Origin of the sequence: Actinomadura sp. NBRC 104412 (assembly GCF_030269515.1) — a bacterium.
Classification (GTDB): Bacteria; Actinomycetota; Actinomycetes; order Streptosporangiales; family Streptosporangiaceae; genus Spirillospora.
Genome location: NZ_BSTM01000008.1, coordinates 26,391 through 51,779 on the forward strand (window position 1 = coordinate 26,391; position 25,389 = coordinate 51,779).

Here is a 25,389-nt window from a genome sequence, read left to right on the forward strand (position 1 = left end):
ATGCGCCTGCGCCTGCCGTCCCGCCCGCCCCGTACGCCACGCCGCCTGCTGCCCGGCGGGCGACGGCTGCCGGCCTTCGTCCACTCGATCCGGTTCCGGCTCACGGTGATGTACTCGACGCTGCTGTTCGTCCTGACCGCGATGGTGCTCGGCGGCATCTACGCGGCGGTGGCGGCCAGCACCGAGGCCGAGCCGATCACCCAGACCTACCGTGCCGACAAGTACTACCGTCTGCCCGACGGCACGGAGATCAAGCAGGGCGAGGTGGACGTCGTCAAGCTCCAGCAGGTGGAGCAGGCGGTCAACTACGAGACCCAGCAGGCGCTCCAGCACTACTCGCTGATCATGCTGGCGGGCCTGTTCCTGGCCAGCCTGGGCATCGGCTGGGTGCTGTCGGGACGGGCGCTCAAGCCGGTCAGGGCCATCGCCCGCACCGCCGAGGAGATCCAGGCCACCGACCTGTCCCGGCGGATCCGGCTGAGCGGGCCGAAGGACGAGCTGCGCTACCTCGCCGACACGATCGACTCGATGCTGGACCGGCTGGACGAGGCGTTCGGCGCGCAGCGGCAGCTCATCGACGACGCCTCGCACGAGCTGCGCAGCCCGCTGGCGATCATCCGGGCCAACCTGGACACCGTGCTGACCGCGCCGGACGCCGAGGACGCCGACCGCCGCCGGGCCGTCCAGGTCGTGGACCGCGCCACCACCCGGATGACGCGGCTGGTGGAGGATCTGCTGGCCACCGCGCGCCGGTCGGCCCCCGCCTTCCACGACACCGACGTGGACCTGGCGGTGGTCGCCCGCGAGGCCGCCGAGGAGTTCGACTCCCTGGCCGCCGCCCGCCGCATCGCCATTCAGCGCGACCTGAGCCGCGGCCTGCTCATCATCGGCGACCATGACGCGCTGCGCCGCGCCGTGGGCAACCTGCTGTCCAACGCGGTGCGGCTGGCGCCCGCCGGCTCGCGGATCAGGGTGGCGGCGGGCCGGTCCGGCGGCTGGCAGTGGATCGCCGTCCAGGACGAGGGGCCGGGACTGGACGCCGACGCGCAGGCCCGGGTGTTCGACCGGTTCTGGCGCGGCCAGGACGCCCGCCGTTCCCGCGACCGCCGCACGGGGCTCGGCCTGGCCATCGTCCGGCACATCGTGGAGGCGCACGGCGGTCATGTGCGGCTGTTCTCGACCCCGGGGGTGGGCAGCACGTTCGTGCTGTGGCTTCCGGTGACCGATGGCGACGCCGCCACCCCGCAGGCCCCGCCGGGAGATGACCCGTTGCCCCGCGACGGCGGCTCGTCCTGACTTCCGCGCCGGTGGCCTTCCGCCGAGGCCCGGACGGCTTCCGCGCGATCTCATCAGCTTCGGTTATCAGTGACGGCTTCGTGGGCTTCTGGTATCTATGACGGCGTGCTGCTGCGTCAGTTGGAGTACCTCGCCGCCTTGGCGCGCGAAGGCCATTTCGGCCGTGCCGCCCAGGCGTGCGACGTCTCCCAGCCCGCCCTGTCGGCGGGCATCCGGAAGCTGGAGACCGAGCTCGGAGTGCAGATCGTCCAGCGCGCGCAGCGTTTCGAGGGGTTCACCCCTGAGGGGACCGAGGTGCTGCGGTGGGCGCAGCACGTGCTCGCCGAACGGGAAGAACTGAAGCGCACGCTCGAAAGCAGAAGGGGCGGACTGTCCGGCGTCCTGCGGATCGGCGCGATCCCCACGGCGCTGAGCGTCGCGGCGCTGCTGACCACCCCGATGCGGCGGAGGTATCCGCTCGTCCGGTTCTCGCTGCGGTCGATGTCGTCCCGGGAGATCGTGAGCGGGCTCAACGACTTCGACATCGACGTGGGCATGACCTACGTCGACGGCGAGCCGCTCGGCCGGGTGCGCGTGGTGCCCCTCTATCGGGAGCGCTACATGTTCCTGACCGCGGACGAAGGCGAGATCGCCGGGCAGCGGTCGATCACCTGGGCGCAGGCCGCGGCGGCGCCGCTCTGCCTCCTGCCGCCGGTGATGCAGAACCGGCGGATCCTGGACGGGTACTTCGCCGAGGCCGGTGCCGTGGCCGAGCCCGTGGTCGAGGCCGACACCGTCTCGGCGATCTACGCGCATGTCGCGTCCATGCGCCTGTCGAGCGTCATCCCGCACGCCTGGCTGCACGGTCACGGCGTGCCCGACGGCGCCCGCGTGATCCCGCTGCCGCCGCCGGAGCGCACCTATCACGTCGGGCTCGTCCTGGCGGGTGGCGGACCCGAGCCGCTGCTCGCGCGGGCGCTGGTCGACATCGCCCGCCAGGTGGACCTCCCGCACGAGCTGGAGCAGGTGGCGAGCAGGATCGCGCACGGCTGACCGGCCGTCCGCGCGACCATGTTTCCACCAGGGGAAAACGGGCTTCCACTTTCGTGGCCCTGGGGATATGAAGGCATGGGGCACGGGACGTTCGGCGGTCGTGGGCGAGACCTGTCCGCCGGCGTGGGCCCCGCCGGCGCTCCCGGCCGGCTGTCCACCGTCCGCTCACCCCTCGGGGGGATTGGCCTTGATCAGTGTCGCTGACGTGCTCCGGCAAGCGCCTCGCGCGGCGTCGCTCAGCCTTCGGGTCAGTTGAGACGGAGACCACCACACACCACTCACCAGGAGGTGCACAGTGGCTGCGTTGACGTTTCTCGACCGGGCGCATACGGTCGCCCCGCCCGGCTACAGCAGGTGGCTGATCCCGCCGGCCGCCCTGGCCATCCATCTTTGCATCGGGCAGGCGTACGCCACGAGCGTGTACAAGGAGCCGCTCGTCGCCCACTTCGACACCAGCCTGACCGCCATCGGAGTGATCTTCTCCATCGCCATCGTGATGCTCGGCGTGTCCGCGGCGGTCTTCGGCACCTGGGTGGACAGGGTCGGGCCGCGCAAGACGATGTTCACCTCCGCGTGCTGCTGGGCGGCGGGGTTCCTGATCGGCGCGGTGGGGATCGCGTCCGAGCAGCTCTGGCTGGTCTACCTCGGCTACGGATTCGTCGGCGGCATCGGCCTCGGCCTGGGCTACATCTCGCCGGTGTCGACGTTGATCAAGTGGTTCCCCGACCGGCCCGGCCTCGCCACCGGCATGGCCATCATGGGCTTCGGCGGCGGTGCCGCGGTCGCCGCGCCGCTGTCGCGCGAGCTGCTGTCCTTCTACGGCGGTGACGAGCCGGGCGGCGACGCGGTGATGAAGCTGTTCCTCACCCTGGGAGTGGCCTACTTCCTGGTCATGATGCTGGGCGTGTTCACCGTCCGAGTCCCGGCGCCGGGGTGGAGGCCGCCGCATTTCGACCCGGCCAAGGTCGCGGCCAAGCCGCTGGTGACCACGGGCCACGTCGCGGCCGGCAACGCGATCAAGACGCCGCAGTTCTGGCTGCTGTGGACGGTGCTGCTGTGCAACGTCACCGCCGGCATCGGGATCCTCGAACAGTCGGGCCCGATGATCCAGGACTTCTTCCGGGACGCGGCCACGAACACCTCGACGGTGAACGCGACCGTCGCCGCGGGCTTCGTCGGCGTCCTGTCGGTGGCCAACATGGCGGGCCGCTTCGTCTGGTCGTCCACCTCGGACTACATGGGCCGCAAGCCCACCTATGTGATGTACCTCGGCGTGGGCCTCGTCCTCTACCTGCTGCTGGCGCTGGCGGGATCGAGCTCCACCGCGCTGTTCGTCCTCATCTGCGTGGTCATCCTCTCCTACTACGGAGGCGGTTTCTCCACGGTCCCCGCGTATCTGCGTGACCTGTTCGGCACGTACCAGGTGGGCGCCATCCACGGGCGCCTGCTCACCGCCTGGTCCACGGCCGGCATCCTCGGCCCGCTCATCGTCAACCGGGTCCTGGACGCCCAGGGCACCCCGGGAGAGCTGGTCGCGTCCGACTATCGGCCGGCGCTGTTCATCATGGTCGGCGTCCTGGCGATCGGCTTCGTCGCGAACCTGCTCATCAAGCCCGTCTCCGAACGCTGGCACGAGGACGCGGCCGTCGTGGCGGCGGCGGAGGCCGGTCACCATCCCGCGGAGGCACCCGAGAAGGCCACCGCGGGTGACGCCCGGCAGTCGTCGTAGGGGTCGCAGGAACGCAGGGAACAGCAAACGTAGGGACGAGGAGTAAGCACCCATGACCGCACCCGCATCCGCACCGGCTCCCGGTACGGAAGAGCACGCGTCCGGCAAGTACAAGGCACAGCTCGTCATCGCCTGGACGATCGTCGGGATCCCGCTCGCGTACGGGGTCTACAACGCCGTCAAGGCCGCCCTGAAACTCTTCGGCGGCTGATCCGGATCCAGGGTGTCGCACCCGCCGAGCGCCCGCGCGGTGCGACACCCTGGAACCGGTCGCCTCATGTGACAGCGGGCACCGACACACACCGTTCCCGGGAAGGACCATCGCCATGACGGACCGCGCCGGCGGCGTGCGGGACGCGGCCGGCGTCGTGGTCGCCGGCGGGCGCTCGACGCGGATGGGCACGCCGAAGGCGGCCCTGGAATGGCACTCCTCGACCCTCCTGCGCCGTGTGACGGGTGTCGTCGCCCGCGCCGTCCGCGGCCCGGTGATCGTCGTGCGCGCCCCCGGTCAGGACCTTCCCGCCCTCGACCCGCGCGTGCTCGTCCGCGAGGATCCGGAGGAGGGCGGCGGGCCCATGGTCGGGCTGGCCGTCGGCCTGGCGGCGGCGGCCGGGCACGCCGAGGTGGCGTTCGTCTGCTCCACCGACCTGCCCTTCCTGCACTCCGCCTTCGTCACCGCGGTCCTCCGTGGCTTCGACACCGCTCCCGCCCCCGATGTCGTGCTTCCCGTCGTCGGCGGCTTCCGGCAGCCGATGGCCGCCGGTTACCGCACCGCCCTCGTGCCGCGGGTCGGGAAGCTGGTCGACGCGGGACGGGCGAAGCCGGCGCACCTGTTCGAGGAGGTCGCCGTGCGCCGGCTCGACGAGAACGCGCTGCTCGCCGACGCCCGGCTGGCGGAAGCCGACCCCGCGCTGGACTCGGTCGTCAACGTCAACACCCCCGGCGACTACCGCGCGGCGCGCGAACGCCCCGCGCCCGAGGTCGTCGTGGAACGTCACGGCGCACTCGCCACAGGGAACGGCGGCGCCGGGCCGCGACGGGTCCTGGCCGCGACCGTGGGCGCGGCCGCTGAACGCGTCGGGCTGACCCTGGACGGGCACGTCGTGGCCGCGATCAACGGCGAGCGCGTCCACGGGGACGCGGAGTCGCCGCTGGAGGCGGGCGACATCGTGTCGTTCATTCCAGCCGTGTCGTTCAGTCCAGGGGACCTCGCCCACTAGCCGAGCCGCGCTCAAGCGCCGTGCCATGGCGCCGGGATGTCAGAACGCCCGGCCTCCGCGACGGCGGGGACGACGGGCAGGACGGCGGCCCGCGCCGCCTCCGATCAGGCGTGACAGCACCCTGAACGGCAGCGTGACGATGCTGACGAGGGTGCCGATCACGGCCTGGAGGGCTGCTGCGATGCGGCCCATGATGTCTCAACTCCTTGGGGGTTGGGTTTGTCTTCCTTGGCGTAACCCGTACCCCCCGTGAGGTTTCTATGCATCCTCCGCGCACCTCCGCGCGGCCGTCCACGCCGTTCGGTGGACGCGTGACCGGGCTGAAGTCACGGTTTCCGGCTATTGACGCGCTGACGAGCGCTTCCTTAAAGTTCCGTCTACGCTCGTTCCGTCCAACCGAACGACGTATCGCTCAGCCGAACAAACGAGGGTGCGATCCATGGATGAAACCGGCTTCGACCGCCCAGGGGCGGCACGTGCCCTCGTCGACCGCTATCTACGGCTCTGCGAAGACCGCGAGCTGGACGAGGCGGGCGCGCTGCTCGTACAGGGCGCGCGCCTGGTGTTCCCGGGAAACCGGGTGCACGCCTCGCTCCCGGAGATGGCCGCGGCGTCGGCCACCCGTTACCGATGGGTCCGCAAGGAACGGGAGCGCTACTTCGAGGGAGCCGCGGACGGCGGGCTGACGACCGTCACCTCGCTCGGCACCCTCTACGGCGAGGACCTGGCCGGACGGCCCTTCTCCGGCGTGCGGTACGCGGACGTGTTCGTCCTGCGCGACGGGCTGATCGTCGAACAGCACGTGTACAACGACCTCGCGCTCGCCGGCATCGCGGCATCGCCGGCGGCCGAGCAGCCCGGGACGCCCTCGTAGGGCGGAGCTCGGCGAGACCCCCTGTCAACCCATTCGATCGAGGTCCCGAACATGAAGAGCACCCTCCGTCCGAGCGTGGCGGCACTGGTCGTGTCCGCCGTCGCGCTCGCCCTCACCGCCTGCGGCGGATCGTCCGGCGGCGGTTCGGCCGACAAGGAGATCACCGTCGCGTTCGCCGGCGCGGTCAACGCGCCGAAGGAGGACGTCGCCACCTACGCCGTGGCCAAGGATCAGGGCTTTCTCGACGCGAAGCTGAAGGTCAAGACCATCAACGCCGACGGGTCGTCGGCCGCGATCCAGGCGGTGACCTCGCGCAGCGCCGACATCACGGCGGCCGACATGGGATCCATCCTGGCCGCCAGGGAGAAGGGCGTGCCGATCAAGGCGATCGGCGGGCTCGTGCAGAACTGGCCGTGGCGGATCGCCGTCAAGCCGGACAGCCCGATCAAGACCGGGGCCGACCTCAAGGGCAAGAAGATCGGCGTGATCAGCCTCGCGTCGGGCTCGGCCCCGTACGCCCGGGCGTTCGCCAAGGACGCGGGCCTGGACGGGCAGAAGGACATCGACCTGCTGCCGGTCGGCATCGGCACCCCGGCCGCGTCCGCGCTGAACAGCGGCAAGGTGGACGCGCTGGCCCTGTACACGGCGCCGTACGCGTCGATCGAGAACTCCGGCACCAAGCTGCGGTACCTGCCGAACGGCGCCGCCTTCCAGGGCATCCGCTCGCTCACCTTCGCCGCCCGCGAGGACACGATCAAGAAGAAGAAGGAGGAGCTGACCCTCTACCTGCGGGCCGCCTACCAGGGTCTGCTGTTCTCCTCGGTCCAGCCGGAGGGCGCCATGCGGATCGGGTTCAAGACGTTCCCGGCGATGCTGTCCGGCCAGACGGTCGATCAGCGGCTGAAGGGCGACACCAAGGTGCTGACCAGCTTCGTCGACAGCGCCACCCCGGCCCAGGGCGAACCGGAGTCGTTCTCCAACTGGGGCGCGATCGGTGACGCCGAGTGGCAGAAGACCATGGCCTACACGCGGGCCGCGGGCCAGATCACCAAGGACATCCCGGTCTCCGAGATCTGGGACCCCAGCCTGCTCGCGGGCGCCAACCAGTTCGACGCCGCGCAGGTGATCGCCAAGGCGAAGGCGTACGCCCCGGCGTAGCGGCTCCCCGCCCCGGAACGTCCGAAGGAGAGTTCATGGCCAGCAGAATCCTCGGCCGCCACCAGGCCACGCATGCCGCGAAGGCCCCGGAGTCCGATGAGGACTCCTGGATCGAGGTGGCCGGCCTGCAGAAGGTGTACCGGCCGCGCAGATCGGAACCGACCCACGCGTTGTCCGACATCGACTTCACCATCCGGCGTGGTGAGTTCGTCTCGATCGTCGGGCCCTCGGGGTGCGGGAAGACGACCCTGCTGAAGATCCTGGCCGGGCTGATACCGAAGACCGAGGGAACGGTGCGGGTGGCGAACCGCGACGTCACCGGCCCGCTGCCCGAAGTCGGGATGGTCTTCCAGGCGGCCACCCTGCTGCCGTGGCGCACCATCCTGCAGAACGTCATGGTCCCCGTCCAGGTGCAGCGGCTGAACGTCCGCGAGTACCGGACGCGCGCCGAGGAACTGCTGCGGATGGTCGGCCTGGAGACCTTCGCCGACAAGTATCCGCACGAGCTGAGCGGTGGCATGCAGCAGCGCGCCGGGATCTGCCGGGCGCTCGTGCACAACCCCGCGGTGCTCCTCATGGATGAGCCGTTCGGCGCCCTGGACGCGATGACCCGCGAGTATATGAACGTGGAGCTGCTGCGCATCTGGCGGGAGAGCGGGCAGACGATCGTGTTCGTCACGCACTCGATCTCCGAGGCGGTCTTCCTGTCCGACCGTGTCATCGTGCTCAGCCCCCGGCCCGGCCGCATCGCCGAGATCGTGGACATCGACCTCGGCCGCCCCCGCGACCTCGGCATGGTGTCCTCGGACGCCGCGGGCGTCCATGTGAAGCGAATCCGCGAGCACTTCAGCGCCATCGGCGCCATCGAATGACGAGGTCCCCCATGGCATCCACACAGAACACGTCCACGAGCCCGGCGGCCGTGCCGGACGCGGCCCCACTCCAGAGCGCGGGCGGGTCCCGCGGCCGGCTCGATCCGCGGGAGCGGCCGGAGATCGTGCTCGTCCCGGCGGTCTTCGCGATCGTGATGCTCGGCTGGGAGTTCCTGGCCCGGCCGCTCGGGATCGACGAGTACACCCTGCCGCGGCCGTCGCAGATCTACACGGCGCTCGAGGCCCAGCTCACCGACGGCCAGTTCTGGGGGCACCTGCGGGTGACCCTCCAGGAGGCGCTGCTCGGGTACGTGATCGGCGTCGGCGTGGCGATGCTGCTGGGCACGCTGATCTCGCAGGTCCGGCTGGTCGAGCGGACGCTCATGCCGTACATCGTGGCCTTCCAGACCGTGCCCAAGGTGGCGCTGGCGCCGCTGTTCGTCGTCTGGTTCGGCTTCGGGATCAGCAGCAAGATCGTGATGGCGGCGGTCATCTCGTTCTTCCCGATGCTGGTCAACGTCGTCGAGGGACTGCGCTCCGCCGACGCGGACCGGATCCAGATGCTCACGGTGTTCGGCGCCGGGCGCTTCCAGATCTTCCGCATGGTGCGGCTGCCCACCGCGGTGCCGTTCATCTTCGCCGGGCTCGACATCGGGATCGTGTTCGCGATCCTCGGCGCGGTCGTCGGCGAGTTCATCGGCGCCAAGGAGGGGCTGGGCTATCTGCTGCTCCAGAGCAACTTCAACTTCGACATCGCGGGCATGTTCGCGGTGCTGGTGGTGCTCTCCGTGCTCGGGCTCATCGCGCACTTCCTGATCCGGCTCGCCCAGCGGCGGCTGGCGTTCTGGGCCGAGGAGAACAGGGTCATCGGTGCCTGACGTCCCCGCCGCCCACCCCGCCCACCCCGCCGAGGACCTCATGACGACCGACGACTCCGACTCCCGGATCGAGGCCGAGACCAAGGACGGCCCTGCCCGGTCGGGCATCGCCCGTGCCCTCGCCGTGATCGACGCGATCAGCCGGTCGCCGGAGGCCCAGGGGGTCTCCGTGCTCGCCCGGGAGATCGGCCTGTCGAAGGCGGTGACCCACCGGATCCTGCGCGAGCTGGTCGCCGGCCGGTTCCTGCGCTTCGACGAGACGACGAAGGTGTACCGGCTCGGCCCCGGCGCGCTGAGCATCGGCCTGGCGGCGCTGCGCGAGCTGGACGTCCCGGCGATCGCGCACCGCCACCTGGTCTCGCTGTCGGAGCGAACCGGGGAGACGACCACGCTCTCGCTGCGCCAGGGCTGGTCGCGGGTGTACGTCGACCAGGTGCTGTCGTCGCAGGAGATCCGCATGTCGGTCGCGCTCGGCACCAGCCACCCGTTGCACGCGGGGTCGTCGTCCAAGGCGATCCTGGCGGCGCTGCCCGACAGCGAGGTCGACGACTACATCGCGCACCACCGGCTCGACAGCGTCACCGACGCCACCATCACCTCGGCGGACGAGCTGCGCGAGGAGATTCGCCGGATCCGGGCGGTGGGCTACGCGGTCAGCTCCGGCGAACGGCAGTCGGGCGCGGCGAGCGTCGCGGCGGCCATCCACGGCCCCGCGGGCCAGGCGATCGGGTCGATTTCGGTGTGCGGGGTGCAGCACATGTTCACCCGCGCCCGCAGCAGGTCGCTCGGCGACCAGGTGATCGCGACGGCCGCCGCGATCTCCGCCGATCTGGGCCGCGGCCCGTCCAGGTCCGAGGACGAGAGCAGGACGGCGTCCGAGCACTGACGGCGGCGCGCCACCCGCCCGCGCGCCACCGCCCGCGCGGCATCGCCGCGCTGATCGAATCCAGTCTTCAGCAGGGGGAGATGAATGCAGGACGGTCCACTCCACGGACTACGGGTCATCGACGCCTCGACGATCCTCGCCGGGCCGCTGTGCGCGCGGATTCTCGGCGACTTCGGCGCGGACGTCGTGAAGATCGAGCATCCGGTGACCGGCGACGGGATGCGCGGCCACGGCAGGTCCAAGGACGGCACGCCGATCTGGTGGAAGGAGATCTCGCGGAACAAGCGGGCGCTCGCGCTCAAACTGTCCGTCCCCGAGGGCGCCGAGATCCTGCTCAAGCTGGCCGCGCGGTCGGACGTGCTGATCGAGAACTTCCGCCCGGGAACGCTGGAGCGCTGGGGCCTGGGGCCGGACCGGCTGCACGAGGTCAACCCGAGCTTGATCATCGTCCGGGTCACCGGCTTCGGGCAGCGCGGCCCGTACGCCGGACGGGCCGGGTTCGGCACGCTCGCCGAGGCGATGAGCGGCTTCGCGTACATGACCGGCGAGCCGGACGGGCCGCCCACGCTGCCCGCGTTCGGGCTCGCCGACAGCATCTGCGGGATCGCCGCCTCGTCCGCGACGGCGATGGCGCTGTGGCACCGCGACCGCGACCCGGAACGGCGCGGCCAGGTCATCGACATGAGCCTGCTGGAACCGCTGATGACGGCGGTCGGACCGGCGCCCACCGTGTACGACCAGCTCGGCGTGGTCGAGGAGCGGCACGGCAACCGGTCGACGAACAACGCGCCCCGCAACACGTACCGGACCGTGGACGGGCACTGGGTCGCGGTGTCGACGAGCGCGCAGCGGATCGCCGAGCGGGTGCTGCGGCTCGTCGGCCACCCCGAGGTGATCGAGCAGCCGTGGTTCGCGACCGGCCACGGTCGCGCGGAACACGCCGACCTGCTCGACAAGCTGGTCGGCGACTGGATCGCCGAGCGCACCCGCGAGCACGTCATCGCGGAGTTCACCGAGGCGGGCGCGGCCGTCGCCCCCGTCTACAGCGCGGCGGACATCGTCGGTGACCCGCACATCCGGGAGACGGAGATGCTGACCAGCGTCCCCGACCCGGACTTCGGGCCGATGCTGATGCACAACGTCATGTGGCGGATGTCGCGCACGCCGGGCCGGATCCGCTTCACCGGGCGCCCCCTGGGCGCCGACACCGAGGGGCTGCTCGTCGACGAGCTCGGCCTCGACCCGGCGGAAGTGGCGAGCCTGCGCGAGCGCCAGATCGTGGCCTGACCGTCGAGGAGAGGTGAACCGTTGAATCGGATCTGGTTCCAGAAGCACACGGTCGTCGGCCGCAACCCCTGGCTGGACGAAGGGTACGAGCGGCACGCCCGCGACATCCTCGGCGACCGCGCGGCCGTGGAGTTCCACGCGCTGCCCGCCGAGGCGTACGCGACACGGATGCCCGCCGACCACGTGAAGTACGGCCAGCTCGAAGTCTTCTTTTCCTGGTACTTCGCCGAGCGGGCGGTCGAGGCCGAGCGACGCGGCTTCGCGGCGTACGTGATCGGCACCAGCCAGGACCCCGGCCTGGACGCGGCGCGCTCGCTGGTGTCGATCCCGGTCGTCGGGTACGGGCAGGCGACCTTCGACTTCCTGCGCTCCCAGGGGCTGCGGTTCGGCGTCGTCGGGTTCGTCCCGGCGCTGGAGGAGGCGCTGCGGGCCAACCAGTCCCGCTATGGCTGCGCCGAGCTGTGCGTGGGTTTCCGCTACCTGCCGGAGGGGCGCACGCTCATCGAGAAAGGGCTCCCGGACGACGCCCTGCCCGCCCTGCTGGAGAAGATCGAGGGGGCGGCGGCGGAGCTGCGCGAGGCGGGCGCGCAGACGATCGTCTCGGGCGAGGGCATCCCCTGCGAGCTGCTGTGGCGTGCCGGGATCCGCAGGGTCGCCGGTCTCCCGCTGATCGACTCCAACGGCCTCGCGCTCGCCACCGCGAACATGCAGGCGGACCTGCTCGCCGCGGGCGTGTGGAGCCGCGACGCCCCCGGCTACCTGACCGACCGCGCCCCGGCCGAGGAGGTCGACCGCCTGCGCGCCCTCTTCGGCCCCGCCATCGCCCACGGCTGACGTGCCTCATCCGTCCGCGAGCGCCGCGTCGGCGTTCCTGAGGGCCATCGCCATGATGGTGAGCTGCGGGTTCACCTCCGGGCAGGTCGGCAGGACGGACGCGTCCACCAGGTGCACGCCGCGTACTCCGCGCAGCCGCCCATGCGGGTCGGCGGGTGTGCCGGCGCCGCCCATCCGGGCCGTGCCGGTCGGGTGGAAACCGGCCAGGTGCAGGTCGGTGACCGGGCTGGAGGCGACGGCCTCCGACACCTCCTCCTCGGTACGGGCGATCGGGTGGCGGGGCAGGCCGGTGAGCACGTCGCGTGCCCCGGCGGCGAGCAGGATCCGGCCCATGGCGACCAGCGCCCGCCGGAGCCGCGCTGCGTCCCGGGCGGAGAGGTCGTAGCGGGGGAGCGGGCGCCGCCGCCCGTACACGCGCCCGGACGGGCCGTCGGCGATCATCGCGCCGAGCACCGCGAGCCGGCCGGACTCCGCCAGCCGCCGCCGCAGCTCCCGTCCCGTGCCGGGCAGGACGAACGAGCTCATGCCGTGCGGGCTCGCGGTCGCCTCGATCAGGATCCCGTCGCCGTGCGCCTCCTCGATCCCGGCGCTCTGCATCACGCCCGACCAGGACGTCACCGGCTCGTCGAACCGCCCGGCCATGCTCGTGGCCGGGTGGACGGCCATGCCGCGCCCGAGCCCGGGATGCCCGCCCAGACCGGAGCGGCGCAGCAGCGGTGGCGTCTGCGTCGCGCCCGCGGCCACGACGATCCGGGACGCGAGGATCTCCAGATGCGTCCCGTCCGGGCGCCGCGCCCTGATGCCGGTGGCGCGGCCGCGTTCCACCAGGATGCGTTCGACCTTCGCGTGCGTGATGATGCGGGCTCCGGCCGCGCACGCCTGGGGCAGCGCGTTCAGGTGGACGCCGTTCTTCGCGTTGCGCGGGCATCCGGCGGCGCACTGGCCGCTGCCCGCGCAGCCGGGGGCGTTGCGGCGCAGCGGCGCGGCCTTCCAGCCCAGCCGCCGCGCGCCTTCCAGCGCGAGCAGCCCGTTGCGTCCCAGCACGTCGATGGGCTGCGGCGCGACCCGCAGGGTCGCCTCCACCTCGTCCAGGTAGGCGTCGAAGCCGTCCATGGGAACGCCGAGCCGCGACCAGCGGCGCTGGACGTGCGGAGGCGTCCGGTAGCAGGTGCCGCTGTTGACGACGGTCGTGCCCCCGACGGCGCGTCCCTCGGGCAGCAGGACAGGAGGACGGCCGAGCGCGAACGAGGCCCCCGCGTCCCGGTAGAGCCGGGTGAAGCGTTCGAGTGGCGGGCGGTCGCGGAAGTCGGCGGCGACGAAGCGGCGCCCCTCCTCCACGACCACCACGGACAGGCCCGCGCGGGCCAGCGTGCGCGCCGCCATCGCCCCGCCCGCTCCCGACCCGACGACGATCGCGTCGGCGGTCGCCCTGGACGGCCATGCGCTGGACGGCGTGCAGTCCAGGTCGGCGTCCGGCCGCGCCCCCTCGTACGGCACGTGCGGGGGAGCGGGGAGAAGCTCCGTGGCCGCCGCCTGAAGCAGGGGGATCTTCAGCGTCTCCAGCAGCCGGGCCGCCGCCGGCCGTCCTTCCAGCACCTTGCACAACGCCTCGCGCCGGTCGGCGTCCAGCGCGTCCAGGGGACGCCCGGTGAGAAGGCGGGACAGCGCGTCCACGGCCCCGGCGCCCGCGGTGAGCCCCAGGCGCGCGGCCGGCGCGGGGAAGGCATCGCGGGCGCGGGCGGCGACGCGCCGCACGTCGTTCTCGTCCTCCAGGCCCAGGACGGCCGCCACCGTCCCGGTCAGGGCGTTCACGCGTCGCCTCTGCGGGCGGCCTCGCCGTGAGGCCGGAGGCCCACTTCCGCGTGGCCGGTGCCGTCCAGGCGCCATTCGCGTTCGACGCTCCAGCCGCGCGCCGCCGTCCGCCGCGACAGCGTGATGACCACATCGGCGCGCTCGGTGTTGTGGCAGACCGCCGGGCGCCCGTCCGGATCGGCGTAGTCGACCGCCACCGTCTCCTCGGGACGCTGGGTGACCTGGATGTGGACGCGGCGGTCGCCGACCCGGCCGTGGACCGTCCAGGTGGGCAGCATGGGCTCACAGCGCAGCCGGAACGCGGCGAGCAGCGGGTCGCCCGCGGGCCAGTCCTCGCCGTCCACGCGCAGCCGGACGAACGGGAGCGCGGGCAGCCGGTTCATCAGCGGGCGGGTGGAGACCGCGGCCACGACCTCGCACACGTCGCCGCCGCCCAGATCGGCGTGCAGCCACGCCCAGCGCTCGGCGTTGCCGTGCCCGTAGATGCGGGCCGAGCCGCCGCGCCCGCCGCGCACCTCGAGCTCCCGGTCACCGAACCGCACCACGCCGTCGTAGGTGGCGGCCGGCATGGGGACGATCTGCGCGGCGGGAAGCACCTCCCGCTCCCAGGCCCAGCGCGGGAAGGTATAGAGCGGCTCACCGGTACCCGTCTCCGACAGCTCCCACGACAGGTCGCCCGCCTTCCCCGTGAGCCGTCCCGGCACGTGTTCCACCGGGCCTGCGGTGAAGCCCGGCCCGTCCCCGTCGTCCCAGCCGTACGGGCCGAACCGCCCGAACACCGGGGCCTCACCCGGAGGGAAGACCGCCGCCCACCCATGCGCCCGAGCCTTGCCCTCACCGGATGCCACGAGCTCGTGGTGGAGCCAGATCCCGGTGCCGGTCGCCGGGTCGGTCAGCGTCGTGTACCACACCTCGAGTCGGCCGGGCTGACGCCGCCACCGCGACCTCATCAGCGCGGGTGGCCCGGACGGAGCCGGAACGCGGGCCGTCCCGGGGAACCGGAAGGACGCGAGGAACCGGGCCAGGTCGCGGCGCAGGTCGAAACGCAACCGGGCCTCGCCGACCACCGTCCCGTCCTCATCGGTGACCGTGACCGGCAGGAACGTCAGGGAGTGCAGTGGCCGCCGTGGCGTGAGCGACTTCCAGCCGTCCAGGTGGAGACGCCGCCCGTCCAGCGCCGTGAAGCCCAGGGTGTAGCGGATCCGGCGCGCGGTGACCGGCGCGACGTGCAGCCGCCCCGTCGCGGCGCGGTCGTCCGCCCAGCCGGGGACGGTCACGCGGCCGGACACGCTTCCCTCCAGAGTCCTCCAGGGAAGCAGCACTCCGGGCAGGTCGGCGTCCAGCTCCATCCTCATCGGGCGCACGGGTTCGTCCCGCTCGCCCTTGAGGCGCACCGTCCCCTCCATGACCTCACTGAACGTCGTGCGGCGGCTGCGGTTCATCGGCCCTCCCCAGCATCAGGGACTCGGTCTCGGCGTAGTAGGCGTCGGCGGCCTCGCGGGCCCGGACCGCGTCCCCCGCGCACAGGGCCGCCACCAGCGGGGCGATCCGCTCCGCGGCGCCCGGCGGGTCGGTGAAGGCGCCCGCGAACCGCTCCCGCACCGCCAGATAGGCGTTGAGCAGCGCGTTCACCAGGAACCCGTACACCCGGTTGCCGGTGGCCGCGGCGATCACCCGGTGGATCTCGCACTCGGCGAGCTGGGCGGTGTCCGCGTCCGGCGCCGCGCGCAGCTCGCCGGCCAGCGCGCGCAGCCGGTCCCGGTGCTCGGGCCCCGCGTGCGCGGCGGCCGTGGCGGCGATCTGCGCGCCCACCTCGCGCCGCACCTGGAAGATCTCCGCCGCCCATTCCGGTCCCGCGGTGCCGACCAGCATCGGCAGCAGCTCGGGGCCGCCCAGCCGCTCGTAGTCGCGGACGCGCGTGCCGACCCCGTGCCTGGTCTCCACCAGCCCGGCCTGCCCGAGGCGGACCAGCGCGTGCTTCACCGACGTGCGGGTGACCTGGTACGCGGTGGCGAGCTCGCGCTCGGGCGGCAGGTAGGAGCCGGGAGGGTAGCGGCCGCTGAGAATGTCGTCGCGCAGCCGCGCGGCCAGGGTGTCGACGAGGGTGTCACGGGGCAACGGGGTGGTCACGGCCCGCCCTTCGCTATGGTGCGGTCGCACAGTGGCTCAGTGGATGAGCCACTGTGCCACTGTGGCAGTGTCGTCCGCCACGGTCAATGCCACCGTGTCGATGGTCCTCGCGTTCGTGGCAGGGTGGAACGCGCGTACGCGTAACGACGCGCGAAACGGAAGGGGCATCGGATGACGGCGAACGCGATGGGGACTTTGGACTGGCAGCCGGCCGCCGGGCGGGCCGACCTGCTCGCCGGCCCGGTCGCCGCGGCCATCGGGCGGCGGCCCGAGGCGAAGGTCGCCGAGATCGACCCCGAGTTCGCCGACACCGCGGCGTTCTGCGAACGGTACGAGGTGCCGCTGGAGGCGAGCGCCAACTGCGTCATCGTCGCGGCCAAGCGCGGTGGCGAGGTCTCCTACGCGGCCTGCATGGTCCTGGCCACCGACCGCGCCGACGTGAACGGCGTCGTCCGCAAGCGGCTCGGCGCGCGCAAGGTGTCGTTCGCGCCGATGGCGGACGCGACCTCGCTGACCTCGATGGAGTACGGCGGCATCACCCCGGTCGGGTTGCCCGCCGGCTGGCCGGTCCTGGTGGACGAGGCGGTGGCGGCGGCGCCCCAGGTCGTCATCGGCAGCGGCCTGCGCCGTTCCAAGCTGCTGCTCCCCGGCAAGTCCGTCGCCGACCTGCCGGGCGCCGAGGTGCTGGCGCTCAGCCTCGCCCGATAGGCGGTCCCCCATGACCATGAACACATCCCCCGCGCTTCACCGTGCCCTGGAGGAGCCGGGCTTCCGCCCCCTGCCCGGCACCGTCGTCGTCCTGCTGGAGGCCGTTCAGGCGCCGCCGCGGCTGGCCGCGCACCTGCGCGCGGTGCACGACGTCGCGTGCGACCTGTCGGGCTGGGTCGGCGACCGCTATCCGGCCGCCGGAGCCGACCCGGGCGCGGTCGCGTTCGGCGCCGCCACGCACGACATCGGCAAGGCGCTGCACCCCGGCGAGCTGTCGGGGCCGGGTCAGGCGCACGAGTTCGCCGGGTACGAACTGCTTCTCTCGTACGGGGTGGACGAACGGCTGGCGCGCTTCGCCCGCACCCACTCCTCCTGGCACGAGGACGGCATCGGCATCGACGACCTGCTGGTCAGCCTGGCCGACAAGGTCTGGAAGGCCAAGCGCGTCCGCGACCTGGAACAGCTCGTCACCGACCGGCTGGCGGTCGCGTCCGGCGAGGCGCCCTGGCAGGCGTACGTGGCGCTGGACGACCGGCTCCAGCGGCTCGCCGAGGACGCCGACCGCCGCCTGGCCTACCAGTCCGCCTACCCGGTCTAGCCGGTCCAGCCGCTTGGTGGCGCAGGGTAGGGGACGCCACCCGCTGCGCGGGCGCGTTCGTGGAAACGCTCGTTGGCGGACGCCATGGCCTCGGGGGAGGGGCAGCCGGGCGAGGCGGTGCGCAGCAGCCCGAACTGCACCGGATCGGCCACGTCCGCCAGGCCCGGCGTCCCCGTGTCGCCGGTGCCCTTCAGCGCCTTGACGAGGACGACACCGCTGAGGCCGATGTCCTCGGGCTCCATCGCGGCAAGGGTGCTCTCGATGAACCCGGCCGCGACCACCCCGGGCAGGAAGGCGATCGCCCAGGGGTGGGGCCGCCGCCACTCGCCGAGGGCGATCAGCTCGTCCACGTCCGGGGTCATCCGGTCCGCGAACTCCCAGTACGTGATCGTCTCGACCTCGCTCGGGTCGAGCCCCCGCGGCGGCTTTCTCCCGTCGAACAGCACCGCCTTCGCCTCGTACCGCCATCCCGTCCCGGACGGCTTGGCCTGGCCGGAGAGATGGTCGGCCGGTGCCGTGGTCTGAACGCGCAGGAGCGCCGTGGCGTCCTTGCACGGCACCGTGCAGACCAGGACGTCGCGCGGGGCCGGCACGAGCCGGAGGACCGCCCTGGTGATGATCCCGTGCCGTCCCGAGCCGCCCCTCACCGCGTCGAACAGCCGCCGATCGAGCGAGGGCGAGCACCGCGCGATCCGCCCGTCCGGCGTGACGACCTCCAGCTCGGCCACGTTGCCCGCCTGGGTGCCGTGGACGTGGGACGTCCCGCCCACGCCCCCGGCGGACAGGGTCCCGCCGACGGTGAGGTCGAGGTAGTCGGTGAGGACGGGAGGCGTGCGGCCGTGCGGCAGCGTCGCCTCCAGGACCTCGCGCCAGGTCGCGCCCGCGTCCACGCTCACGCAGGCGTCCCGTACCTCGTGGACGGTGGCGAGGCCGCGCATGTCGATCGAGATGCCGCCGGTCAGGCAGCGCCCATCGGTGGAATGACCGCGTCCGCGAGGGACCACAGGGGTCCGCCCGTCCGCGCGCAGCAGCGCGGAGGCGACCTCACCGGCGGACGCGGGACACACCACTTCTCGCGGCGCGCCAAGAGCACTTCCCCCGAAATCCTGCATAACTCAGCACGCTACCGCCCGGCCGCCAGGGGATGGCTCTTTGTAATGAACCCGCCCGGCCTCCGCCCGCCGGCACCGTAGCGCAGGGTGATCGACGCCCGTTGGCTGGTGACCTATCCGGGATTGGTGATGTCCGAAATGGACTGTCGGTGAGTGCACTGGTCAACGCGCCGCATCGTCCGGGGCGGTGCGGGAGTGGCCGCGACCGTAACCCCGGGGCCAGATGTCGGTGGCGGTGGGCGGCCATCCGCGCCACGGTCCGTGACCAGGTTCTACCGTCGTGTCGAGGGCGTGTCCCTTAGCGGCTTTCGCCATCCGGAAACCGGCGGTTAACGTCACTCTGACACAATGGCCTAACAGCTGTATTCCTGGGCATGGAGGTCGTTACTACTTCAGGAGGCGGTCGCGCGTGTCGCACGGCAGTGAGTTCGTTGTGGTGGCCAACCGGCTTCCGGTCGATCGGGTCCCCGGGACCGGGACCGGTGAGGGGGCGGCCTGGCGGAGAAGCCCCGGCGGCCTGGTGAGCGCCATCGCGCCGGTGATGCGGCGCCGGCAGGGCACCTGGGTGGGCTGGCACGGAGCGCCCGACGAGGTCCTGGAACCGTTCGAGACCGACGGGCTGAACCTTTACCCCGTGCCGCAGTCCGCCGACGACGTGAAGTACTACTACGAGGGCTTCTCCAACGCGACCCTGTGGCCGCTCTACCACGACGTGGTCGCGCCTCCCGTCTACAGCCGCGAGATGTGGGACGCCTACGTCCGGGTCAACGAGCGGTTCGCCAAGGCCGCGTCCGAGGTGGCCTCGAAGGGCGCCGTCGTGTGGGTGCAGGACTACCAGCTCCAGCTCGTCCCGGCGATGCTGCGGCGGCTGCGTCCCGACGTGCGGATCGGCTTCTTCCTGCACATCCCGTTCCCGCCGCTGGAGCTGTTCTGGCAACTGCCCTGGCGCCGGCAGATCCTGGAGGGGCTGCTGGGCGCCGACCTGGTGGGCTTCCAGTTGCCCGGCGCCGCCTCCAACTTCGTCCGGCTGTGCCGCAGGCTGCTGGACGCCCGTTACAACAAGCAGGACGTGTACTGGGAGAACCGCGTCGTCCGCGCCCGCTCCTTCCCGATCTCCGTGGACGTGTCCGAGCTGAACGAGCTCATCACGCGCCCCTCGGTGCGGGAGCGCGCCGAGGAGCTCCGCACCGACCTCGGCGACACCACCGTCCTGCTGGGGGTGGACCGGCTCGACTACACCAAGGGCATCACCCAGCGCCTGGAGGCGTTCGGTGAGCTCTTCCGGGACGGGCACCTCAAGCCGGGCCAGGCCGTGTTCGTGCAGATCGCGACGCCCAGCCGCGAGCGCGTCGAGCAGTACCAGCTCCTGCGCGACCAGATCGAGCAGCAGGTGGGCCGGATCAACGGCGAGTACGGCGAGATCGGCTTCCCGGTGGTGCACTACATGCACACCTCCTACACGAGGGACGAGCTGGTCGCGCTCTACCTGGCCGCCGACGTCATGGTGGTGACGCCGCTGCGGGACGGCATGAACCTGGTCGCCAAGGAGTACGTGGCGTGCCGTTCCGACCTGCGCGGCACGCTCGTGCTCAGCGAGTTCACCGGTGCCGCGGCCGAGCTGCGCCGCGCCTACCTGGTGAACCCGTACGACATCGACGGGCTCAAGGACACGCTGCTCACCGCGCTGAACGCCGGGCCCGCCGAGCAGGCCCGCCGGATGCGCGCCCTGCGCAAGCGGGTGATCGAGCACGATGTCGACCGCTGGGCGCAGGACTTCCTGACCTCACTGGAGGAGGCCCAGCGGCGCCACGGGGTCCCGGCCGCCATGAGCTGACGGCGCCGGCAGGCGGCCGTTCGCTGAACGTTTGCTGAATATCGCGGCAGGTGCGGACGGCCCGGCGCCCGGACGATGACCGCGCCGGAACGGTCCAGACCGGAGTTAAGGGGCGTCCGGGGCGCTGATGCGCGGCGTCCGGATTGCCAAATTTTTCGTGAGAGGTACGGTTTCCTGGCCTTGTCCCGGCGTGGAGGCGCCGCCGACCGCCCCGGCTTCCGCGGACACGTTTCGCCACCATTTGAAAACCGCGTGCAGCCGGTGGGGCCCGTCTCGGGACGGAACCCGTCGCGGGACGCCCTTGCGGGCGCGGGTCAGACCGGCTGCGGCGCGGTGGAGCGCACGTCGAACGCCGCCCAGACGGCCTTGCCGCCGGTGGCGAGCGGGGCCCAGCCCCACGAGGCGCTGACCGCGCCGACGACCAGCAGGCCGCGCCCGCCCTCGCCGAAGCGGCCCGGGTCCTGCGCGATCGGCTCGGGCGTGCGGGCGCCCGGATCGGTCACGGCCGCGACGACGCGCCGGGGGTGACCCAGCAGGACGAGCTGGATCGGGCCTGCCGGCAGCGGCCTCGGCAGCCCACGCAGCCCGTGCTGGAGCGCGTTGGTGACCAGCTCGGACACGGCGGCGACGACGTCGTCCGCGGTCGCGTCCAGACCCCATTCGCGCAGCGTGGCCTGCGTGAACGCGCGCGCCTGCCGGGGTGAGCTGTTCTCGGCCGGCAGCACCTGCCGCGCGGTGCGCGGCACACCCGACGGCGGCGCGGGCCACAGGCCGGCCAGCCCTGGCACGGCCGCGGGAGCGCCCTGCGGGGCGTCCTCGGCGAACGACGTGCGGGGTTCCGGCAGGGAAACGTGGTCCGGCAGCGGGTGCGGGCCCGGATGCCGCCGGCCGTTGGGGGCGGCCGGAGCCGCCACGTCGTCTGCCTGGTCAACGATCATTGTCAAACCCCAGTGGCGTGCGGGTCGTTACGTGGCGGGCGTTCGCTATCTTGCTCCCCATGTCGTGCAGATGCAAGACCGTCTGCATGGACGAATGCAAGAACGAATGCACGTGCATCTCGTACCATGGCGTTGGGGTGGGGCGAGATCGCGGCCTCCCTGCGGGGAGGCGGAGTACGCCTTAGAGGGGGCAGATTGATGGACGGCGCCAAGCTGTCGGACGTCCGGCGGGCCGAGCTCGCCTGGCAGAAGAGCCGCCGGAGCAACCCGAGCGGCAACTGCGTCGAGATGGCGGAGCTCCCGACGGGGGAGATCGCCGTGCGCAATTCCCGTTACCCGGACGGGCCGGTCCTGATCTACACGCGAGAGGAGGTCGAAGCGTTCGTCGGTGGCGCCAAGGACGGTGACTTCGATCACATCCTGGTGTGAGCCTGTTCGCTCCATCGGTAAACCGAATCTCATTCCAATTCGGCGATCCGCCCGGTAGCGTGCACTTTCATGCATCCGGGGCAGATCGCCGAACAGGCCCCCGGCAAGCCCGCCGTGATCATGGCGGGCTCCGGGCGGGTCATCACGTACCGAGAGCTCGACGAGGAGTCCAACCGGCTGGCGCACCTGCTGCGGGCCCAGGGGTTGCGACCCGGTGACCACATCGCCTTCATGCTGGAGAACCATCCGCTGTTCCTCCCCATCGCCTGGGCGGCACAGCGGTCGGGGCTCTACTACACGGCCATCAGCTCGCGCCTACAGCCCGAGGAACTCGCCTACATCGTCGACAACTGTGAAGCCAAGGTCTTCATCACCAGTCACGCGCTCGCCCGTACGGCCGTGTCCATCGCCGAACGGACGCCCAATGTCCGGCTGCGCCTGATGGTGGACGGTGCCGCGCCGGGCTTCCTGCCTTACGAGCAAGAAGTGGCCCGGCAGCCAGTGACCCCTATCGCCGACGAGTGCGAGGGGGCGGACATGCTCTACTCCTCGGGCACCACGGGCCGTCCCAAGGGCGTCAAGCCGCCCCTGTCCTTGGCGCCGCTCGGGGAGGGGGGCTCGCTCTACCAGCTCATCTCACTGCTGTTCGAGGCGGACCGCGACTCGGTCTACCTTTCACCGGCGCCGCTCTACCACGCGGCCCCCCTGCGCTACAGCCTCACCTTCCTGCGCTTCGGCGCGACCGTCGTGGTGATGGAGAAGTTCGACGCGGAGGGCGCGCTGGCGGCGATCGAGAAGTACAAGGTCACCCACAGCCAGTGGGTGCCGACCATGTTCATCCGCATGCTCAAGCTCCCCGAGGAGACCAGGGCCCGGTACGACCTGTCGAGCCTGCGGTACGCCGTGCACGCGTCGGCGCCCTGCCCCGTCCCGGTGAAGGAGCAGATGATCGACTGGTGGGGTCCGGTACTGCACGAGTACTACGCCGGCACCGAGGGCAACTGCTTCGTCTACACCAACTCGCAGGACTGGCTCGCGCACAAGGGCACCGTGGGACGTCCCCTGGTCGGCGAGATCCACGTCTGCGACGACGAGGGCAACGAGCAGCCGCCCGGCAAGCCGGGAACCCTCTACTTCGGCAACGGGCCCACCTTCGAGTACCACGGCGACGAGGAGAAGACCAAGTCGTCCCGCGACCCGTGGGGGCACGGCTGGACCACGCTGGGCGATGTCGGCTACGTGGACGAGGAGGGCTTCCTCTACCTCACCGACCGGCGCTCATACATGATCATCAGTGGCGGGGTGAACATCTACCCGCAGGAGGCCGAGAACGTGCTGGCCGTCCATCCCGCGGTCGCCGACGTGGCCGTGTTCGGGGTGCCGGACGCCGAGATGGGCGAGGCCGTGAAGGCCGTCGTCCAGCCGCAGGACCCGGCCGCCGCGGGGCCGGAGCTGGCGGACGAGCTGATCGCGTACTGCCGGGAGCGGCTGGCGCACTACAAGTGCCCCCGCAGCGTCGACTTCCGGGAGGAACTGCCCCGCCACCCCACCGGAAAGCTCTACAAGCGCCTGCTACGGGACGAGTACTGGAAGGACCACCCCAGCAAGCCGGGCCCGCGGATCGCGCCCCAGCGCCCTCCTGAGGCCCGGGAGAGCCCGGCGGCGGGCACCGGCCGCCCGGGGCGGCGGCACTGACGGGCAGACCGGCGGACGGCACCGGCGGACGGCACCGGCGGACGGCACTGACGAGAAAGGCGAGCGCCCCGCCCCTGAGCTCGTTCCAGGGGACGGGGCGCATGCCCGTGCGGCCGCCTCTAGTGCATCATCACCGGGGCGTCGACCGGGGCGTCGTCCTTGCCGTCCAGGCCGCTCTCGACCGGCTTCCTGCGCGGCAGCAGCAGCGCCGGGAGGAACGCCAGCGTCAGCAGGGCCAGCGACCACCAGTAGGTGGTCTGGAAGGCGTCGGCCATCTTGTTCATGATGTCGGCGATCATCTGCGGCGGGATCTGGGCGCCCGACGGCGCCTCGGCCGCCATGCCGCCGCCACCGCCGAGACCGCGGCTCTCCATCTGCGCGGTCAGCAGCACCGCGATGAACGCGGTGCCGATCGAGCCCGCCACCTGCTGGATGATGTTCAGCGCCGTGCTGGCCCGCGGCACCTCGTCGTGCGCCAGCGTCTGCATGGCCGCCGACATGGTCGGCATCATCGTCATGCCCATGCCGAGGCCCATCACGAACAGCGCGGCGCCCAGGCCCCAGTACGAGGCGTCGACGGTGAGCTGCGAGGCGAACAGCGCCACGCCCGCCACCACGATCGACAGCCCGCCCAGGACCACCTTGCCGGGACCGACCCGGTCGGTGAGCTGGCCGCCGATCGGCATCGTGATCATCGCGCCGAAGCCCTGCGGGGCCAGCAGCAGGCCCGCGGAGAACGCCGACTCGCCCCGCACCACCTGGTAGTACAGCGGCAGGATGAGCATCGCGCCGAAGAACGCGCAGGCGAACAGCACCATCGTGCCGGAGGCCGCCGCCACCGAGCGCCGCCGGAACAGCCGCAGGTCGATCAGCGGGTTGGTGTTGCCTCGCTGCAGCGCCCTGACCATGAAGCCCAGCACCAGGACCACACCGCCGATCGTGGTGATCAGCACGTCGGTGCGCCCGAAGTCGGACTTCTCGGCACCGGTGGCCAGGCCGTAGATCAGCCCGGCGAGACCGGGGGACAGCAGCAGGAGGCCGGGGAAGTCCAGCCGCTCGGCCGGGCGCGGCTCGTCCCGCTTCAGAACCCGCCAGGCCAGCACCAGGGCCAGCGCGCCGAGGGGCACGTTGATGTAGAAGATCCAGCGCCAGGAGACGTCGTCGACCAGCCAGCCGCCCAGGATCGGGCCGGCGATCGGGCCGAGCAGCATCGGGATGCCGACGATGCTCATCACCTTGCCGACCCGCGACGGGCCCGCCGCCTGGGTCAGGATCGTCATGCCGGCGGGCATGATCATGCCGCCGCCGAGGCCCTGGAGCACCCGGAACAGGATCAGCGACTCGGCGCTCCAGGCCATGCCGGCCAGCGCCGAACCGGCCACGAACAGGCCGATCGAGATCATGTACAGCCGCTTGGTGCCGAAACGGGCGGAGGCCCAGCCGGTCACCGGGATGACCGTGGCGAGCGCCAGGGTGTAGCCGGTGGCCACCCACTGGATCGTGGACAGCGGCGCGTCGAAGTCCTCCGTCAGGTGCTTGAGCGCGACGTTGACGACCGTGATGTCCAGGATGGACATGATGGCGCCGAGGACGACGACCATGGCCACTGCGAGCACGCCACGATCAAGCCCTCCATCGGAGTCCTGGACCTTCGGGCCGTCCGCCGCGTGTGGTGACGCGGGTCCCTTCAACTGTGTGTTCCAATCGTCGTGCCCGGACATGCGGGCAGGTTTGCAAGGTCAGAGGGCTGGGGTGCGCCAGCAAGTTACTGCAGTCGCTGACGAGACTGCGAACGGTTTGTCCGGTGACGAGTATTCCGTCAGCCACCGACAATCCGCCGATCGCCCCCGGTGGAAGGCCGGATTCCGGCCCTGGTCAGGCGGGTGCCGCGCGAGTGTGACACACCTTACATTCCCCCGATTTCGTCGTTTTCCGTCTACGTGCGGATAGACCCATCCTGACCCGAAAACTCATCGGTGCGCGACGGGGCCGGTGGCGCGATGTGGCCGTGGCGCCGCAACACAGTGACGCCGCGGCGATGTGGCCGCGGCGTCACGAGGAGCGTGC

Annotated in this window: 24 protein-coding genes; 17 read left to right on the forward strand and 7 right to left on the reverse strand. The window is 71.7% G+C overall.

Features of this window, described 5'->3' with window-relative positions:
* From QSK21_RS12335 to QSK21_RS12355, 5 genes are all read left to right on the forward strand, one after another.
* Positions 1 to 1,296 carry a sensor histidine kinase gene (locus QSK21_RS12335; protein WP_285695730.1) on the forward strand — a complete coding sequence of 432 codons (1,296 nt, stop codon included), beginning with the start codon at positions 1 to 3 and terminating at the stop codon, positions 1,294 to 1,296.
* Positions 1,297 to 1,401: 105 nt separating this feature from the next.
* Positions 1,402 to 2,328 (forward strand): LysR family transcriptional regulator, encoded by a 927-nt coding sequence (locus tag QSK21_RS12340; protein WP_285695731.1) that lies wholly within the window; start codon positions 1,402 to 1,404, stop codon positions 2,326 to 2,328.
* Positions 2,329 to 2,632: 304 nt separating this feature from the next.
* On the forward strand, positions 2,633 to 4,057 hold the full coding sequence (locus QSK21_RS12345; RefSeq protein ID WP_285695984.1) for an OFA family MFS transporter: 1,425 nt from the start codon (positions 2,633 to 2,635) through the stop codon (positions 4,055 to 4,057).
* A gap of 52 nt (positions 4,058 to 4,109) precedes the next feature.
* On the forward strand, positions 4,110 to 4,268 hold the full coding sequence (locus QSK21_RS12350; RefSeq protein ID WP_285695732.1) for an MFS transporter small subunit: 159 nt from the start codon (positions 4,110 to 4,112) through the stop codon (positions 4,266 to 4,268).
* Positions 4,269 to 4,383: 115 nt separating this feature from the next.
* On the forward strand, positions 4,384 to 5,277 hold the full coding sequence (locus tag QSK21_RS12355; RefSeq protein ID WP_285695733.1) for a molybdenum cofactor guanylyltransferase: 894 nt from the start codon (positions 4,384 to 4,386) through the stop codon (positions 5,275 to 5,277).
* 39 nt (positions 5,278 to 5,316) lie between these two features.
* On the opposite strand, the gene QSK21_RS12360 is transcribed toward QSK21_RS12355, so the two are convergent.
* Complete coding sequence (locus QSK21_RS12360; RefSeq protein ID WP_285695734.1) at positions 5,317 to 5,469, reverse strand: LPFR motif small protein; 153 nt, start codon at positions 5,467 to 5,469, stop codon at positions 5,317 to 5,319.
* A 247-nt stretch (positions 5,470 to 5,716) separates the two neighbouring features.
* Here QSK21_RS12360 and QSK21_RS12365 point away from each other — a divergent pair, with 247 nt between their 5' ends.
* The 7 genes from QSK21_RS12365 (at position 5,717) to QSK21_RS12395 (ending at position 12,066) form a co-directional block, all read left to right on the forward strand.
* On the forward strand, positions 5,717 to 6,151 hold the full coding sequence (locus QSK21_RS12365) for a nuclear transport factor 2 family protein (protein WP_285695735.1): 435 nt from the start codon (positions 5,717 to 5,719) through the stop codon (positions 6,149 to 6,151).
* Positions 6,152 to 6,202: 51 nt separating this feature from the next.
* Entirely contained in the window at positions 6,203 to 7,309 is a 1,107-nt protein-coding gene (locus tag QSK21_RS12370; RefSeq protein ID WP_285695737.1) for an ABC transporter substrate-binding protein, read from the forward strand.
* Between the two features lie 35 nt (positions 7,310 to 7,344).
* Positions 7,345 to 8,181 (forward strand): ABC transporter ATP-binding protein, encoded by an 837-nt coding sequence (locus QSK21_RS12375; protein WP_285695738.1) that lies wholly within the window; start codon positions 7,345 to 7,347, stop codon positions 8,179 to 8,181.
* An 11-nt stretch (positions 8,182 to 8,192) separates the two neighbouring features.
* Entirely contained in the window at positions 8,193 to 9,059 is an 867-nt protein-coding gene (locus QSK21_RS12380) for an ABC transporter permease (RefSeq protein ID WP_285695739.1), read from the forward strand.
* Positions 9,052 to 9,945 (forward strand): IclR family transcriptional regulator, encoded by an 894-nt coding sequence (locus QSK21_RS12385; protein WP_285695740.1) that lies wholly within the window; start codon positions 9,052 to 9,054, stop codon positions 9,943 to 9,945. Before QSK21_RS12380 ends, QSK21_RS12385 begins: the two co-directional genes overlap by 8 nt.
* An 84-nt stretch (positions 9,946 to 10,029) precedes the next feature.
* Complete coding sequence (locus QSK21_RS12390) at positions 10,030 to 11,232, forward strand: CaiB/BaiF CoA transferase family protein (protein WP_285695741.1); 1,203 nt, start codon at positions 10,030 to 10,032, stop codon at positions 11,230 to 11,232.
* Positions 11,233 to 11,253: 21 nt separating this feature from the next.
* Positions 11,254 to 12,066, forward strand: coding sequence for an aspartate/glutamate racemase family protein (locus QSK21_RS12395; RefSeq protein ID WP_285695743.1), 813 nt, complete (start codon positions 11,254 to 11,256; stop codon positions 12,064 to 12,066).
* Between the two features lie 6 nt (positions 12,067 to 12,072).
* Here the strand turns inward: QSK21_RS12395 and QSK21_RS12400 are convergent, their stop codons facing one another.
* Genes QSK21_RS12400 through QSK21_RS12410 form a run of 3 tightly spaced genes read right to left on the reverse strand, consistent with a single transcriptional unit; the run spans position 12,073 to position 16,008 of the window.
* On the reverse strand, positions 12,073 to 13,878 hold the full coding sequence (locus QSK21_RS12400; RefSeq protein WP_285695744.1) for a GMC family oxidoreductase: 1,806 nt from the start codon (positions 13,876 to 13,878) through the stop codon (positions 12,073 to 12,075).
* Positions 13,875 to 15,320 (reverse strand): tocopherol cyclase family protein, encoded by a 1,446-nt coding sequence (locus QSK21_RS12405; protein WP_285695746.1) that lies wholly within the window; start codon positions 15,318 to 15,320, stop codon positions 13,875 to 13,877. Before QSK21_RS12405 ends, QSK21_RS12400 begins: the two co-directional genes overlap by 4 nt.
* Positions 15,289 to 16,008: a FadR/GntR family transcriptional regulator gene (locus QSK21_RS12410; RefSeq protein WP_285695747.1), complete on the reverse strand. Its 720-nt coding sequence runs from the start codon at positions 16,006 to 16,008 to the stop codon at positions 15,289 to 15,291. The genes QSK21_RS12405 and QSK21_RS12410 overlap by 32 nt, the downstream gene beginning before the upstream one ends.
* Positions 16,009 to 16,179: 171 nt before the next feature.
* Between QSK21_RS12410 and QSK21_RS12415 the strand changes: the two genes are divergently transcribed.
* Positions 16,180 to 16,716 carry a YbaK/EbsC family protein gene (locus QSK21_RS12415; protein ID WP_285695748.1) on the forward strand — a complete coding sequence of 179 codons (537 nt, stop codon included), beginning with the start codon at positions 16,180 to 16,182 and terminating at the stop codon, positions 16,714 to 16,716.
* Between the two features lie 10 nt (positions 16,717 to 16,726).
* Entirely contained in the window at positions 16,727 to 17,314 is a 588-nt protein-coding gene (locus tag QSK21_RS12420; protein WP_285695749.1) for an HD domain-containing protein, read from the forward strand.
* On the opposite strand, the gene QSK21_RS12425 is transcribed toward QSK21_RS12420, so the two are convergent.
* On the reverse strand, positions 17,311 to 18,381 hold the full coding sequence (locus tag QSK21_RS12425; RefSeq protein ID WP_285695750.1) for an FAD-binding protein: 1,071 nt from the start codon (positions 18,379 to 18,381) through the stop codon (positions 17,311 to 17,313). The genes QSK21_RS12420 and QSK21_RS12425 overlap by 4 nt on opposite strands.
* Before the next feature lie 454 nt (positions 18,382 to 18,835).
* Here QSK21_RS12425 and QSK21_RS12430 point away from each other — a divergent pair, with 454 nt between their 5' ends.
* Positions 18,836 to 20,260 carry an alpha,alpha-trehalose-phosphate synthase (UDP-forming) gene (locus QSK21_RS12430; protein WP_285695751.1) on the forward strand — a complete coding sequence of 475 codons (1,425 nt, stop codon included), beginning with the start codon at positions 18,836 to 18,838 and terminating at the stop codon, positions 20,258 to 20,260.
* Positions 20,261 to 20,574: 314 nt separating this feature from the next.
* On the opposite strand, the gene QSK21_RS12435 is transcribed toward QSK21_RS12430, so the two are convergent.
* Entirely contained in the window at positions 20,575 to 21,198 is a 624-nt protein-coding gene (locus QSK21_RS12435; RefSeq protein WP_285695752.1) for an ATP-binding protein, read from the reverse strand.
* Between the two features lie 198 nt (positions 21,199 to 21,396).
* On the opposite strand from QSK21_RS12435, the gene QSK21_RS12440 reads away from it, so the two are divergent.
* Both QSK21_RS12440 and QSK21_RS12445 read left to right on the forward strand, forming a co-directional pair.
* Positions 21,397 to 21,627: a DUF397 domain-containing protein gene (locus QSK21_RS12440; RefSeq protein WP_285695753.1), complete on the forward strand. Its 231-nt coding sequence runs from the start codon at positions 21,397 to 21,399 to the stop codon at positions 21,625 to 21,627.
* 69 nt (positions 21,628 to 21,696) lie between these two features.
* The gene (locus QSK21_RS12445) at positions 21,697 to 23,322 is read left to right on the forward strand and encodes an acyl-CoA synthetase (protein ID WP_285695755.1); all 1,626 of its coding nucleotides are present in this window, start codon (positions 21,697 to 21,699) and stop codon (positions 23,320 to 23,322) included.
* Positions 23,323 to 23,441: 119 nt separating this feature from the next.
* Here QSK21_RS12445 and QSK21_RS12450 read toward each other — a convergent pair whose 3' ends face one another.
* The gene (locus tag QSK21_RS12450; protein ID WP_285695756.1) at positions 23,442 to 24,938 is read right to left on the reverse strand and encodes a DHA2 family efflux MFS transporter permease subunit; all 1,497 of its coding nucleotides are present in this window, start codon (positions 24,936 to 24,938) and stop codon (positions 23,442 to 23,444) included.
* Positions 24,939 to 25,389 lie beyond the last annotated feature (451 nt).